This is a genomic window from Methanocaldococcus lauensis (assembly GCF_902827225.1).
GTDB lineage: Archaea > AGJL01 > Methanococci > Methanococcales > Methanocaldococcaceae > Methanocaldococcus > Methanocaldococcus lauensis.
Window position 1 is genome coordinate 1390605 of the sequence record NZ_LR792632.1, and the last position, 15812, is coordinate 1406416.

Genomic DNA, 15812 nt, shown 5'->3' on the forward strand with positions numbered 1-15812 from the left:
TTTTGTTATTTAAAGTATTTAATCTTTATAGAACAATTTTTAGACATTTTTATTTTGGATCTACACCTATAATAAGTCCTTCAATTGTTGTAATGTTTGTTGTTATTGTAATGTTTTTTGTTTCGTTTGCATTTATTGTATTAAATTCAAACCAATAAACATTATTATAAGTTCCATTTAAATCAAAGTTTCCAGAAATATTTATTACCCCTATATTATTTGGTTTATACCAAAAAACATAAACATCTGTAGCATTTATAAAACTTTTAACAGAAATAAAGTATCCCTGAGGTAACATAGAAATACTTGAAGTTATGTTCATATTTTTAATAGGTGATATTACAGTTATTGTAATATTTTTATAATCATTAAAATTCCAATGTACATAATCATTTGTCGTATTTACAATAAGTGTATAATTACCTGGAATCACAGGAGATGTTAATGTAAAGTTTATAGCAACTGTTTGATTTGGTAATAAATATGGAATAACTTTATATGTTTCTCCACTCCAACCAATTGGAAGTGTTATATTTACAGATACATTTGATAAATCCATAGTTCCTGTATTTTTAACATATACTGTCATATTAAATGTTTCTGATATATTAACCAAAGTTTTAGTAGAAACATTAACTATTGATAAATTATATCGTGGATTACCTGAGAGAATTCCTGTTTTTGTTGTTGTAGCTATTCTATAAACATTCCCTCCAGTTATATAATCATCATAATTTCTTATTTCATGAACAAAAATTTTCCAAACACCATAATTCTGATTAGGGTTAGTAACATTGACTATATAATTATACCAACTTTCATTTCCATATGCTGTAAATTCTTTATATTTTGTTCCATTTGGTAAATATATAGAAACATTTATTGCTCCATCTCCATCATATATAGATAGATTAAATGAAGAAAGTCCTTTTGGTGTTGAGATATACCATGTTTTATTTCCTAAATTAGTTGTATCATCACCAACAATCATTGCATCAGGAGTACCATAGTAAGTAGATCCATTTATAAGATAAGTTTTGTTTAATTTCAAAACAGGAGAATTTATAGTTAATAGAGAGTAATAGTTACCATTAGTACTAGACCAACTGCTTTCAAAAATATCTACAATCCACCAACCATACACATTACTTGTATTAATCAAAAAGTAATTTGGAGGTTCTCCAGCTTGAGCATTATTTGGTGCTATATATGAACCATACCATGTTCCATTTGGATAAGATACATTGACAATTAATCCATCTCCATCATAAATACCAACAGTAAAGTTTGATGTTCCATAAGGTACTATTACATAGTATCTATGAACCATATTAGTTTGATAATTCCTACATATTGTTGCCGTTCCTGAATCTGCTGATGATGGAGGTATTGGTATCTTAAACCACAATCCACCTGATAGATTAGTAGCAAGAATTATTTGATTATTTCCAAGACCATCGTCATCATAATCTTGTTCTTGTGTTAGTTCTATTCTCCACCATCCAGTTTGCCCATGAATAGATATATTTTGAATAATCCATATTGGATTGTCATTTTCATTAAATAATGATAAAGTATTATCATATGGATAAAATGAATAATATAATGTACCATTAGGGTAATAAACACTAACTTTTAATCTATTTTGAGTTATAGGTAATGTAATAATACCAAAGAAATTTATAGATCCGTTTAAGTTATCCGGATCAAATATTGCTATATTAAAGTCAGATGTTGCATAAACATAGAAATCATGATAACTAGAAGTTACTGTACTTCCATAACTCAACAATGTTGCATTAGGAGTGCCATAATATGTAGTTCCATTTATAACATAAGTTGTATTTACTTTAAGGTCTAAACTGTTACTACCACTAATATTTAGACTATAAATATTATAGGCAGAAACTGGTGACAAAGTATTATTAATAACAATTTTCCAAAATCCAAAAGAGCCATTTGTATATATTAAAGTGTAGTTCCAATTATTATTTGCAGATTCATTTAATGTTGTATATAATGTCCCATTTGGATAATAAATATTTACAATAAAACCGTCTCCATCATAAACTCCAAAACTAAAATTATTAATCCCCTTAGGTACATAAAGCCAATAAGTATGTACTTGCTGATGAACATTACTACCTATTGCTACATCCCATACATTATAATATCCTACCCATCCAACACCCCCATCATCTTCTATAATAGCATTTGTTTTATTGTCATCGTCTCCAAATTTTCCATCTTCTAATGTTAAATTAACTACAATTTTATTTCTATAAATTTTTATTATTGCAGGATATTTTTTCCACAATAGATTATTTGGATTGAACTTGTAATATACTAATTTTAATAAACTTGTATTTATTGTAAAATTATCTAAATAGGAAAGATTAGATCTTCTTATATTGCTGTTGGTTATAGAAGATATATTAGAGTATTGATATACAATAGAAACATTGACTTTTTCTCCCTTGGAAATATTTGATATTTTAAACTTAATTAAATTAAGTGGCAAATTAATATTAATTTTAACTGGTATATTATTTTTATTAACAAATTTTAGATAATCCAATTTTCCTTTATTTGTAGTTACTGTTATATTATACAATTCATTTCCTTCTAAATCTTTAACATATAAAATTCCTGTTTTATTATTCTTAAATTCAGTTTTTACATTATACTTTGGAATATAAAATTTAAATGGATCAATTATTATTCCATTTTTTCTTCTATCTTCATCTAATTCCCCACCATCTTTTAATTTAAATATTATAGTTCTTCTATCTTTTCCTATGGTGTAATTTATTAATACAGTTTTATTGTTTATTTTTTTCCAATAATAGATATACATTCCTTCTGGAATTTTAAAAGGTAATTTAACTGTTAAATTAACAGAATCTCCAACTGATAGGTTATTTATTATTAATAATATTCTTCCTTCTATAAATTTTAACTCTTTAAATTTACCTTTGTTGATTGAAATATTTATTTTATAAGTTTTATTTTCATAAGGAATTATAATAGTTTTAGAATCTGAAATATTCTCCAACTGTTTTATAGATTTTATCAGGATAGTTTTATTAACATTTCCACAATATATTATTACTTTTTCGGTGTTTTTTGGAAATTTAATAATAAAATTGCTATTATTTATTTTTATAGATTTAGTAATATTTTGAGGAATAATTGTATAATTAATGTATTTTGGAGGAATATATTTCCAACTTATATTACCAACAATTTTAGAACCATTTAAAGATACATTTATACTATAATTATCAACATAAACTTCTTTCATTATATTATCTACAATAATTTTATAAACTCCTGTATTATTGGCTTTAAAAGTTGAAACATATTCTTCTTTGTTAAATTTTGAAAAGTTTAAAGTTATGTTTTTATATGATGTAATTAGTTTAGCATTTTTTGGTTTGAAATTTGCAAATATTCTAATTTTATTACCTACAAATGCAAATTTTGGAACCTTTAATGATAGGTTTTTAATTTTAATCATTATTTTAGTAATAGCATTTCCACATTTCAAAATTACAGTATAATTTCCCTCTGTAAGATTTATAGGTATGCAAAAACTTCCGTTCTCAACCGTAACATTTTTACTTATATTTAATGGTATAATCTTATATTCAACAATCTTTGGCATAACATAATAATAACTTACATTACCAAATATACAACTATTATTAAATTTAGCATTAATTTTGTAGTAATCTACGATAAATGTTTTTTTAATTCCATTAATTAAAACAGAATAATTTCCTAATATAACATTTTTATTAAGCTTTGCTGATAGATAGTAATATTTTCCTTTTTTATGAATTTTTAAATTTATAGTCTTATTATTTGGAGTTATAATGTATGCTTTATTTGGTTTAAAATTAGTTTTTATAATTATTTTTTCTGATGGGAAATAGACTTTTTTTAAGATTATTGACATATTTAAATTATTTAAACTATTGTTTTCAGAATAATTTAGAAATATTGTCTTATTTAATGTTTCATTATCAAATTTTGAATAAACAATTAGTGTTGTATTTAATAACAAAGGGTAAATAATATAAGTATTTTTCTTTATTTTTTTAAATTCAACATTTACATCTAAATCCTTATATTTAGCAAATAGTTTTCCATTTGTTTTAACAATTAATTTAAAGTTATTAAACGAGACATTTAAATAGTGATTTTCTATTTTTGTATAATTTAAAATAATTGTTTTATTTAGTGTTTCATTACTAAATTTTGCATAGATTTTAATTGGAACATTTAAAATAATTGGTGAAATTATATAAGTTCCATTATTTATTTTAACAAATTTTAGGGAGATATTATTAGCAAATCCATAAGGCATTCCATTGGTTTTTACAATAACTTTATATCCTTTTACTAAAACAATTAAATAATGGATATATTTCTTATTTTCATTCTTTGTTATATTTTTTGAGATATTTATTGTATTATTTATCTTTGTATCAATTTCTTTAAGATTTTTAGTTATATTATTTAAGTCACTAAAATTAGTTGAGAATTTACTAATATTTGAAAAATTTTCAATAGTTGAGTTTGATATATTAAGTGTAGTAATGTTATTTAATGATACTCCTACATTAATATTTGAACACAATAAAATAATAAATATAAGTATTAGGATGTTCCTCATAATAATCCCTTATTTATAAAACAATTTCTATAATTAAAAATAATTTATTTATTTTCCATTCTTTTTTTATTTTTCAAACGTAGTTCAATATATACCATCAATATTACAAAGATCATTAAAATTGTAAGCCAGAATAATATATATCCATAAGTTGGTAATCTTGGCAATGGTAGAATGGAAAATTCTGCTTTAATTATAAATAATTTATCTTTTGGTATTTGAAAATTTTTTCCATTTGGCTCTAAATATGTTAAATGATAAGGTGACTTAAAAATTATATTAAATTTTTTTATATTTAAATCACATCCGACTGGAATTGAAATAGTTTTGAATAAAATTCCATTATTAACTATATTAGCATCATATTCAATAACTAAGGTAACATTTTTTCCACTTTCTATTGGTCTCCATATCTGATATTCTATAACTGTATATGTACCCTTATAACTTACATTGACATCCATTGGATATTTTTGATTTCCAATTATATAATATCCTTTTAAATTTTCAATCTCTACAGGTTTTTTTTCATTTTTAGATGGGATGGGAATTATAAATATCTTTTTTGATTCTTCTTTTTGCAATCTTAATTCCCCAATACCAGGAACTATTGGATATTTAGCAATATTTTTTATTGTTATTACATTTGTTATATGTGTTGGGTTTTTAGTTAGATCTACTATCATTTTATAGTTTGTAATTTCTTCCACATCAGCAAATACAGGCAACATTAAAACTAAAAATATAAAAAATAATATAGCCTTCTTCATTTTCTCCCATTATTTTTTATTTTTTATATTTATTATTTAAATTAGACATATAAAAATTTAGTTAATAAAATTAAAGGTTTAAAATTAAAAACATAATTATCATGTTTAATTAAAATTTAAAAGTTTAAAAGAGAGATACTTAGAAAGCATATTTTTTCAATCTTATTATTGTTCCTAATCCAACTATTGTTGTTAATAAAGCTAATAACGGCTCATAGTTGTTTTCAATAACTCCACTTACCGCAGTTATTTTTGGTGATGTTGTAGGTAGTAGAGAGTTTCTAGGGTCAATACCAACGATGAATACATCACTTGGAGAAAACTTTCCTGTTCCATTTAATGTATAGTGAATTACTACTGTTTGATTGTTTTGTATTTCTGAGGCATTCCAATAACCATCTCCATTAGCACTTGGATAGAGTGAATGTAATGCCCAATAATAACTTACATTATATATTCCAGCTGATACAGCTGTAAATCCAGTATAATTTATAGATGGATTATTGTTGTAGTGTTGTGCTAACATACTTGATTGGTTGACCCAAATATCTGATATAGTAAAGTTATATGGAATCATGTCATAGACATAGACATAATCGGGAGTTTTTTGAGAACCAATGTTTTCAACTACTATATATACTTCATACGTTCCGTTTCCTTTAGGAATTACATGTTTAGTTACTTTAAGTAAATATGATCCAATGACATAGATTTTTTCAACTATTATATATGAACTTCCAAACTCTGGAGAATATTCATTATCACTTTCATTTAATACTGTTATATTACTATTGACAACTCTAAATGAACAGTTAGCCCAAACTACTGGGACATCATCAAATATGAATTCATATTTAGTAGTATTCCAACTTTCTCTTGGACTAAGTAATATTGAACTAAGAGAATGTTCTGATCCTGAGATTATATTGAATGGATTTATGTTATAGCTTGCTAAGTCAAGAGCACTTATATTAGCTGCCCAGATTGTTAAATTAGTAATATTAAAGTAATATTTTGTAGCTTTATTTGATATATTACCTTGTTCATACCATATATTATATTCTCCAGAAGTTATATTTTTAATAGGCCCCTCTTTGAATGCACTAATACTAATTAATCCAGATGCGTAAACACCACAAACTCCTGTTCCAGATTTAGTTCCGCTATATTGAAAGAATATAACTGCAAATCCATATTGTGCAAGAATATCTGTTCTATTAGCATATGTATAGTTTCCCTGTATTGTAATATTTATAGTTGCATTCTGAGTAGAGTTTAATATAATTCCTGTCCAATTTAAAGAATCATTAGTATTTCCTGTGAAGTATGGTCCATTCCATAAAACAACAACACCCTGAGAAGGTATAGCGTTTGTTATATTTAAGAAATTCCAACAACTATCTCCATAATACTTTGAAATATTACTTAAATATTTTGTTATATTAACATAAACTATCGTATTTGTATTTGGTAATGCAGAGATATTTCTACTTATATTTAAAGTAACAGTCCAATTAACACATTTTCTTGCAGGGATTTTTATTGCATCATAATTTTCATTAATTATCAATGGAACTCCAACTTTAGATTCATTAATGTTGATTTTAAATTCTAAATAGGTATTATTTGGTAATGTTGGTATGTGTATATATGTTAAATTACTGGGTAAGCCAGTATATGAAGGAGCTTTATTATAGATAGAGTAATTTATATTATATGGGTTGATAGGTTCTAAGCCAGATTCATTATTTGATACATTTATTGCAATCCAAACATCCAAGAGAGTATCATTTGCAGTATCTCCTGTATTGTTAATTACAAGATATCCAGTTATGCTAATATTTTTTATATTTATAACCCCTTCTCCAGTAGTATTTGCAGTAATATTATATTTTTCATGATATGTAACAAATAAAGGTCCGTTATTTCCCCATCCAAATACGGCCGTTAGAGAAACTAGCCCTACCAATATTAGCAAAAATATGCTTCTTTTCATAATTCTCCCTCCAGATAGCTATACAAATTTAAAACATAGTTTAAATATATTCCCGTATAAGATATAGATGAGCAGATATATACTTTATATATACTTTATAGAACAATCTTTAGACACTATTAGTTTTCAAAAATGTTAAAAAATACAGGCTTTATACTAAACAGCTCAAAAATAATAACACCATAATATATAAACATTATTGATATTAAAATTATTAATATCTAAAATTAAAATAATAAATAATATAGTTTAAATATAAATTTTATACTTCATTAAGGAATAATCAACTTTTAGGAGCCGTTAGCTTTAAAATCTTATTACTATATCCTGCAAACTCCTATTAAATTTTAACTTAATAGCATATTAATTCCTTCCATAACAGCATTTACAGATGCCCTAATAATATCTACATCTGATTTTCTAACTTCTACAATTTCAGAACCTTTTCTTAACTTAACTATAACCTCTACTAACGCATCTGTTCCTCCACCAATTGCCTCAACTCTATACTCTTCCAACTTAATATCTGCTACTCCACTTATAGCCTTTTTTATTGCATTTATTGCCGCATCTACTGGACCTACTCCATAGGCAGTTTCAATTAAGAATATATCCTCTCCTATATGATGAAGTTTAACTGAGGCAATTGGAGTTATCTTATTACCAGAAACAACTGTTAATTCATCTAATTTAACTTTTTCTTCTATATCCTTACCTAAAACTTCTCTAATTATAGCTAATAAATCAGCATCTGAGATATATTTACCTAAATCTCCCAATTCTTTGATTTTATTGTATATTTGATTTAACTGCTCTTCATTAACCTTTATGCCCATTAAGTCAAGCTTATACTTTAAAGCCTTTCTACCAGAATGCTTTCCTAATATAATTCTTCTTCTATTTCCAACCATTTCTGGTTTTATAGGTTCATAAGTTTCAGTATTTTTTATTAAACCATCAACGTGTATTCCCGCCTCATGAGCAAATGCATTATCTCCAACAATTGCCTTGTTTGGAGGAACAGGAATTTTCATCAATCTTGAAACTACTCTTGAAACGTCATACAACTTTTCCATTCTTACATTTGTCTTATATCCATATAATACTTTCAAGGCAGTTACAACCTCTTCCAATGAGGCATTTCCTGCTCTTTCTCCAATTCCATTAACCGTTACATGGCATTGAATTGCTCCTCCTAAGATAGCAGAGCATGTATTTGCAGTAGCCATTCCAAAGTCATTGTGGCAATGAACGGATACTGGCAAATTAACATTTTCAGTTATTTTTTTAAATAATTCTTGGCTTTTTTGGGGAGTTAGAACTCCTACAGTGTCGCAAACACAAACTCTATCCGCCCCTACCTTTTCACCTTCATTAAATAACTTTATTAAAAAATTAATATCACTCCTTGTAGCATCTTCTGCAGATAATTCTACTATTAATCCGTGATCCTTAGCATATTCAACTGCCTTTAAAGCAGATTCTAAAACCTCATCTTCTGTCTTTCTTAACTTATATTTCATATGGATTGGAGATGTAGGAACTACTAAATGAACGCTATCCACATCACACTCTAAGGCGGCGTCTATATCTACTGGCAAAGCTCTAACAAATGAACATATTTCAGCATCTAAACCCTCTTTTGTTATTAATTTTATTGCCTCTCTTTCTCCTTTTGATGTTATTGCAGAACCTGCCTCTATAACATCTACTCTAAGTTCATCCAATTTTTTTGCTATTTCTAACTTGTCGTTTGGAGTTAAAGAAACTCCTGGAGTTTGTTCTCCATCTCTAAGTGTTGTATCAAAAATTCTCACTTTCTTCATAGTAATCCCTCATAAAAATGATAGACAAATTATAGACACATATTAATTATTGGGATATTTAAGAGTTTAGGATGAAAATAAAATAATGTTAATTAGTTTTTGTTCTAATTACTTTCCCAGTAATAGATCTTTTTCCATAATCCACAACTTCTATATCAACAAATTGTCCTATTTTAAGATTTTTGTCTTTAATTCCTACTAAAATAGGATAACTTCCAAACTGTCTTCCAAAATATAAATTTTCTTTATCTTTTAATTCTACAAATACATCCTTTAAAATTGTTCCTTTTGGCACAACTCTTTTAAGCATTTTATTATCTATCTCCTCTCTAATTTTTTCTTTAAACCATAAAAATAGTTTTTTTCTTTTCTCTGCCTTTTTTACATCTTTTAAACTTATATCAGTCCCAAAAAATGGAACTACTTGCCTTATATTTATTCTTCTAATCATAAATCCTCTATCATATATCTCTTTTAAGTATTCAAAATTTATAGAAAATGTTCTTTTACTCTCTCCTTTTAAGCCAAACAGTAAATTTATTCCTGGTAGTAAATAAGGTAATCCTGTCTCTCCTCTTTTTCCTCCAATTTCATTTAAAATTTCTACGGCCTTTAAAACATCTTCTGGTGTAGTTAATAAATTATTTGCTTTAATTACTTTTTCATCAAAACTTTCAACTCCAAAAGCGGCAACATTTCCAGATGTGCAATATTTAACCAAAATTTTTGTAATCTCTCTACTTTCCTCTTCATGTCTTGCTATTACTACAGGGTTTGCATTATCTATGTGTAAAACCTTAGGATTTGAAACATTCCATATTCCTTTAAACAACTTTTCAATTGCTTCAACATTAGGTTTTGGAACCTCTTCCTTTTCAGAATCAATTGCTTTATAGGAATAAATACATGGCTGTCTTCCAATTCTAAAATATCTTATTCCTTCATTGTATAATGCCTTAATCTCTTCTATTATAGATTTTTCATCTCTAAATTTTGGAAGTCCAAACCTTCTTGGCTCTGTACAGAAAGAACATCCTCCTGTTAATGCCCTTGAACATCCTCTATATGTTTCAATCTCTGCAATTATATAAGGATAATTTGGATGTTTTTTAACAACTTTTGCTCCTCTAATGGCATACTCTCTCAACTCTTCATAACTTCTATGGGCATTAAAATCAATATTTTCTATACTTTTGTTCTCTAATAATTCCTTTAAAACTGCCTCTAAGTCACCCTCTGCAACTACATCAAAAAATTCTTTGTATTTTTTCTCATCAACTATCTTTCCACCAATCATAGAGGAACCATATTTTGTTGCCGCTGGTCCGCCTAAAATTTTTATTCCGTCATATTTATATAATATGGAAACAAACTCTTTTAAAGTAGCAGGATTAGCATTTAAATACTTCCCCGGCGTGTGAAAACCACAAATGCATATTATTGAGTCATAATTATTTAAATCAAAATTATTTCTAATTTCTCTAAATTTATCAATAGTTATATAATCTACATCAACATTGTATTTATCTAAGACACCATAGGCATATCTTGGATATAGTCCAATATATGGGGGAACTCCCAAACCTGCTGGCTCATCTGTATATCCATCTAAAATTAACGCTCTCTCTATCATAATAACCCCGATGATGAGGATTGGCTTTGCTGATTTTGTGATGAGCCGTATGAGCTCTGAGGGGTATATTTTATTTGAGGTTATTAATTAAGTTTTCTTAGTTTTAGGAACACCAAATAAAGTATATGTAGTAAGTTTTAAATAATATTATAATGTTGTTATAAAATATAGTTGTGTGCAAAATAAAATAAACATGCATTTAGGAGGTATATCTAATACAAAATACCTTATTATAGATATAATGTTAAAAATAAAAGTTTTGGGATTTTTATGGAAACTTATGAGATAATCATTTATGGGAAAGTTCAACATGTAGGATTTAGGGATAGGATAGAAAATTTAGGTAGGATATTAGGTATCAATGGCATAATATATAACCATAAGGATGGGACAGTTAGGATATTAGCAAACTTTGATTCAGAAAGGAAGAAAAAACTATTCAAAGAATTTATTAAGGAACTTGAAGATGTAGATAAACTTATAAAGATAGAGAAGATTGAAGAGAGGGAACTAAATACATACATTGAATTTCCAGAGGGCATTAATAGAATATCGGCAGATGATTTAATAGAGCTAAATAAAAAGTTGGATGAGGGAGTGAAGTATATTAAGTTTATATTTGATGAATTAGAGGAACATAAAAAGATTTTGATGATTATTGTTGATAAGTTGGATAATTTAAGCACGAAGATGGACAAACAGACGGAGATATTATATGAAATAAAGGAAATTCTTAGAAATAATAGTAATGCACAAAAATAATACTTGTCCAATATTTGTATTAATTTTTTACATTTTTCATAAAAAATCATAAGAGCTATATAGGAACCAGCAAAAGTATCTTCAAAATTCTTTTAGATAATATACGAAATCTCGAAGAATTAGCCACTTCATACTCTATATAATATATAATTATAAATATAATAATATATAAACTAATGGGTGAAAGTTATGCCAAAGTTAAAACCAAAAAAAACTAGTAAAAAAGATGATGAATATAAAAAACCAAAATGGCTTATTAAAGCAAAAAGAAGAATAGAAAACTTAAGTGAGGAAGAGTTAGATGAATTATTTGAGGAAATATGTAAAAAATTAAAAAAAGGAGGATTAAGAGAAGCGTTAGGAATTTAATATATTAATTTTGGTGAAGTTAATGAAATATAGAAAAAAGAAAACAAAATATGTTAATTATAATGAACTACCAATGTGGATTAAAAAAGTAGAGGATAAAATAAATAAAATGAGTCATGGGGAGTTTTGTGATGAGATGATAAAATTTGGAAAAGAAGCAAAAAAATATGGTGGAGTTTTAAATTTAGTATTTAAAGAAGTTTAATTCACTTCAAACAAACTAAACACATACTTACTCCAATTAGTCCAGAGTTCATTAACTTTGTTATTTACTTTATTTGTTTGCATTATTAAATAGTAATTACCTACTTTTCTATAGTAGCAGTAACTAACTGGTAAATCTTTATTTTTCGGAATAAATTCATAGTAATAGTAGTATCCATAAATATCTTTTTGTAAATATTTTTTTACATCATTGAAAATATATGCATTAGAGAAATCAATTGGAGTTAAACTAACTTCAAAGGTAACATTTAAACCATCATTACAATATTTTTTAATAATTAATCCCTCATATTTCCATTCTTCAGTATAATTTAAATTTAAAAACATTTTGTCAATATCGATATTTTTTGAAAAGTTGTATTTTTTTATTTGGGTGAAGTTATTAGTAATATTTTCGCTTATATTTGATTTCATATTAGATATATTATTTTCCTTCAATTTTATAACTGTTATATTATTATTGTGTGAGATATTAGCTCCATTACTATTGTTAATCGCAAACTGACTATTATTTGTAATTATAGTAGTATTATTCTCATTATTTAAACATCCGCAACATAATAAAATTAAAACTAAAAACAAAAATATAAATATTTTTTTCATAAATTTCACCCAAAATAATAAATAGTAAAAGTTACTCAAAAACTACCTTTTCTAATTCTTCTGGTCTATGCAACTCTCCACCAATTTTATCAACTAAAATTACGTCATCTGCCTTTTTACAAACTCTTTCAACTTCATAATATATCTGCCCTAAGTTCATCTCTGGAACTATAACCTTCTCTGCCTTTAACTTTTTCAACAACTCATCTGGGAATGGATAGACAGTTATCAACCTTATATATCCTACATCAACTCCTTCATTTCTTAATTTATTTACAGTATGTTTTACAGTTCTTGAAGGGGTTCCATAACAAACAAACATTATTTCAGCATCTAAATTATTTCCTTCCCATTTAATTATATCATCCTTATTTTTTCTTATTTTATTTACTAACCTTCTAACCAATTTATCATGAGTTTCTGGAGAAACATCTGGGTAACCTCTCTCATCGTGAGTTAATCCAGTTATATGAACATTATATCCTTCTCCAAATACTGGCATTTCTGGTATTAATTTATCAAAAGGATATACTATCTTTAAAGGTTTTTCTTTAGGTTTTTCTCTATTTATTATTTCCATATTATCGTGTAATACAACTTTTTCTCTCATGTGTCCAACAATTTCATCCGCCATAACAAATACAGGAATTCTATATTTTTCAGCATAGTTAAAGGCAATTATAGTGAAATCATACATTTCTTGAACTGAGCTTGGGGCTAATGCAATAACTTCATAATCTCCATGACTACCCCATCTACACTGCATCATATCTCCTTGACTTGCCATTGTTGGCTGTCCTGTAGAAGGCCCTCCTCTTTGAATATTAACTATAACACAAGGCGTTTCTGTCATGTATCCAAATCCAATATTTTCCTGCATTAAACTAAATCCTGGTCCAGAAGTGGCAGTCATTGCCTTTAAACCACCCCAACTTGCTCCGATAACTGCTGCAATACTTCCAAGTTCATCCTCCATTTGAACATAATAGCCCCCAACTTTTGGCAACTCTCTTGCCATTATCTCTGCTATCTCAGTAGATGGTGTTATAGGATAGCCAGCAAAAAATCTACACCCTGCCTTTATAGCACCTAATGCACATGCATGATTACCCTGAATAAAATCTACTTTCATTGTATATCCCTCCAAAAATTATAATTATATTCTAATACTCTCTAATTGTAGCGATTTCTCTTATTTTTTTAATCTCTTCAAATGCAGCTCTTTTAATCTTTGGCTCCACTCTAATTGGTTGGACTATATTTGTTAATTTTCCTCCAGGAGGAACCATTGGTAAAGCCTCAGCAGGATCTATAACAACATCTAAGAGATATGGATCATTGCTCAATATAGCCTCTTTTAATTTTTCTTTAATCTCATCTGGACTTGTAATTCTATCTGCTTTAATTCCATAACTCTCAGCCAACTTAACAAAATCAGGACTCTCTCCTAAATGTACCTCACTCTGTCTCTGTCCATAGTATAAATTCTGCCATTGATAGACCATTCCCAATGTTCTATTGTCAAATATGCAAATAACTACTGGAATGTCATATTCTTTAATAGTAGCCAACTCTTGTGAATTCATTAAGAAGCCGCCATCTCCAGTAATAGAGATAACATTAGCATAAGGTTTAGCTACTTTAGCCCCAATTGCCGCAGGAAATCCAAAGCCCATAGTTCCCAAACCACCAGAGGCTAAGAAACTTCTTGGCATTTTTGTTTTAAAGAAATGAGCCATCCACATTTGATTTTGTCCTACATCAGTAGTAACAATAGTATTTTTTAATTTTGGATCTATCTCCTGTAAAACTTCCATTAAATCTTTAACAAATCTCTGTGGCTTTATTGGCTTATCATCAAAGTCCATCATAGGAATAGACATCTTTTTTAATTCAAAAATTCTCTCTAACCAATTCTCTTTACTCTTTATCTCTAAAGTTGTTAATACTATTAATAAATCTCTTAATACATTTTTAGCATCTCCTACTATTGGAATATCTGCCCTAACATTCTTCCCAATTTCAGCAGGATCTATATCTATATGTATTATTTTAGCCTCTGGGGCAAAGTGTCTGACATCTCCAGTAACTCTATCGGAAAATCTACATCCAATTGCTATTAAGACATCACATTCTGTAACTGCATAATTCGCTGCCTTAGTTCCATGCATTCCAACCATTCCCAAGGATAGAGGATGATCTTCTGGAAAACTACCTTTACCCATTAAAGTTGTACAAACTGGAATTTTAACAAACTCAGATAATCTAATTAACTCTTCTGATGCCCCACTAATTATAACTCCTCCTCCTGCTAATATTACGGGTTTTTCTGCCTCTGCTATTAACTTTGCCGCTTTTTTTATCTGTAAGGGATGCCCAACAGTTTTTGGTTTATATCCTGGTAAATCAACCTTTGCGGGAATTGGATATTTTTCAATATCAATTTCTCCATCTTGAATATCCTTAGGAATGTCTATATGAACTGGTCCAGGCCTCCCAGTTGTAGCAATTTCAAAGGCTGATCTAAAAATTTCAGGAATTTCTTCTGTCTTTTTTATTTGGAAATTATGTTTTGTTATAGGCATAAATAAGCCAAGAGCGTCAATTTCTTGAAATGCATCATTACCTATTAATTTGGTTGGAACCTGACCTGTTAAAGCAATAACTGGAGAAGAATCTGCATAAGCTGTAGCTATTCCAGTAACTAAGTTAGTAGCCCCTGGTCCAGATGTAGAAACACAAACTCCTGGCTCTCCGCTCGCTCTTGCAAATCCATCCGCTGCATGTGCTGCAGCCTGTTCATGCCTTGTTAATATATGAACTAAGTTACTATCATATAGTGCATCGTAAAAAGGTAACATTGCTCCTCCTGGATAACCAAATATAATCTTAACACCTTCTGCTTCCAATGCTTTTATAATTGCTTCTGAACCTTTCATATAATCAC

General features: G+C 27.7%; 11 protein-coding genes. 3 read left to right on the top strand and 8 right to left on the bottom strand.

Annotation, left to right across the window (positions count from 1 at the left end):
• Window positions 1–49: 49 nt before the first annotated feature.
• From KMP69_RS07305 to KMP69_RS07325, 5 genes are all read right to left on the bottom strand, one after another.
• The gene (locus tag KMP69_RS07305) at window positions 50–4681 is read right to left on the bottom strand and encodes a choice-of-anchor U domain-containing protein (RefSeq protein WP_214399805.1); all 4632 of its coding nucleotides are present in this window, start codon (window positions 4679–4681) and stop codon (window positions 50–52) included.
• A 44-nt stretch (window positions 4682–4725) separates the two neighbouring features.
• Entirely contained in the window at window positions 4726–5451 is a 726-nt protein-coding gene (locus KMP69_RS07310) for a dolichyl-diphosphooligosaccharide--protein glycosyltransferase subunit 1 (RefSeq protein ID WP_214399806.1), read from the bottom strand.
• 139 nt (window positions 5452–5590) lie between these two features.
• A complete protein-coding gene (locus tag KMP69_RS07315) occupies window positions 5591–7447 on the bottom strand; it encodes a hypothetical protein (RefSeq protein WP_214399807.1) in 1857 nt (618 codons plus the stop codon).
• A gap of 347 nt (window positions 7448–7794) precedes the next feature.
• On the bottom strand, window positions 7795–9273 hold the full coding sequence (locus KMP69_RS07320; RefSeq protein ID WP_214399808.1) for a 2-isopropylmalate synthase: 1479 nt from the start codon (window positions 9271–9273) through the stop codon (window positions 7795–7797).
• An 88-nt stretch (window positions 9274–9361) separates the two neighbouring features.
• Window positions 9362–10906, bottom strand: a complete 1545-nt coding sequence (locus KMP69_RS07325; RefSeq protein WP_214399809.1) for a radical SAM protein — start codon at window positions 10904–10906, stop codon at window positions 9362–9364.
• A gap of 270 nt (window positions 10907–11176) precedes the next feature.
• On the opposite strand from KMP69_RS07325, the gene KMP69_RS07330 reads away from it, so the two are divergent.
• From KMP69_RS07330 to KMP69_RS07340, 3 genes are all read left to right on the top strand, one after another.
• On the top strand, window positions 11177–11668 hold the full coding sequence (locus KMP69_RS07330) for an acylphosphatase (protein WP_214399810.1): 492 nt from the start codon (window positions 11177–11179) through the stop codon (window positions 11666–11668).
• 189 nt (window positions 11669–11857) lie between these two features.
• On the top strand, window positions 11858–12037 hold the full coding sequence (locus tag KMP69_RS07335; RefSeq protein ID WP_214399811.1) for a hypothetical protein: 180 nt from the start codon (window positions 11858–11860) through the stop codon (window positions 12035–12037).
• Window positions 12038–12059: 22 nt separating this feature from the next.
• The gene (locus tag KMP69_RS07340) at window positions 12060–12242 is read left to right on the top strand and encodes a hypothetical protein (protein ID WP_214399812.1); all 183 of its coding nucleotides are present in this window, start codon (window positions 12060–12062) and stop codon (window positions 12240–12242) included.
• On the opposite strand, the gene KMP69_RS07345 is transcribed toward KMP69_RS07340, so the two are convergent.
• The 3 genes from KMP69_RS07345 to KMP69_RS07355 are packed head-to-tail and all read right to left on the bottom strand — an operon-like array spanning window position 12239 to window position 15804.
• Window positions 12239–12865, bottom strand: coding sequence for a hypothetical protein (locus KMP69_RS07345; protein WP_214399813.1), 627 nt, complete (start codon window positions 12863–12865; stop codon window positions 12239–12241). The genes KMP69_RS07340 and KMP69_RS07345 overlap by 4 nt on opposite strands.
• Before the next feature lie 31 nt (window positions 12866–12896).
• Window positions 12897–13997, bottom strand: coding sequence for a 2-oxoacid:acceptor oxidoreductase subunit alpha (locus KMP69_RS07350; RefSeq protein ID WP_214399814.1), 1101 nt, complete (start codon window positions 13995–13997; stop codon window positions 12897–12899).
• Window positions 13998–14028: 31 nt separating this feature from the next.
• Complete coding sequence (locus tag KMP69_RS07355; protein ID WP_214399815.1) at window positions 14029–15804, bottom strand: acetolactate synthase large subunit; 1776 nt, start codon at window positions 15802–15804, stop codon at window positions 14029–14031.
• Window positions 15805–15812 lie beyond the last annotated feature (8 nt).

Bases quoted from the DNA above. Each gene is read 5' to 3' on its own strand.
- KMP69_RS07305 (WP_214399805.1), bottom strand. From the start codon at position 4,681: ATGAGGAACATCCTAATACTTATATTTATTATTTTATTGTGTTCAAAT.
- KMP69_RS07310 (WP_214399806.1), bottom strand. From the start codon at position 5,451: ATGAAGAAGGCTATATTATTTTTTATATTTTTAGTTTTAATGTTGCCT.
- KMP69_RS07315 (WP_214399807.1), bottom strand. From the start codon at position 7,447: ATGAAAAGAAGCATATTTTTGCTAATATTGGTAGGGCTAGTTTCTCTA.
- KMP69_RS07320 (WP_214399808.1), bottom strand. From the start codon at position 9,273: ATGAAGAAAGTGAGAATTTTTGATACAACACTTAGAGATGGAGAACAA.
- KMP69_RS07325 (WP_214399809.1), bottom strand. From the start codon at position 10,906: ATGATAGAGAGAGCGTTAATTTTAGATGGATATACAGATGAGCCAGCA.
- KMP69_RS07330 (WP_214399810.1), top strand. From the start codon at position 11,177: ATGGAAACTTATGAGATAATCATTTATGGGAAAGTTCAACATGTAGGA.
- KMP69_RS07335 (WP_214399811.1), top strand. From the start codon at position 11,858: ATGCCAAAGTTAAAACCAAAAAAAACTAGTAAAAAAGATGATGAATAT.
- KMP69_RS07340 (WP_214399812.1), top strand. From the start codon at position 12,060: ATGAAATATAGAAAAAAGAAAACAAAATATGTTAATTATAATGAACTA.
- KMP69_RS07345 (WP_214399813.1), bottom strand. From the start codon at position 12,865: ATGAAAAAAATATTTATATTTTTGTTTTTAGTTTTAATTTTATTATGT.
- KMP69_RS07350 (WP_214399814.1), bottom strand. From the start codon at position 13,997: ATGAAAGTAGATTTTATTCAGGGTAATCATGCATGTGCATTAGGTGCT.
- KMP69_RS07355 (WP_214399815.1), bottom strand. From the start codon at position 15,804: ATGAAAGGTTCAGAAGCAATTATAAAAGCATTGGAAGCAGAAGGTGTT.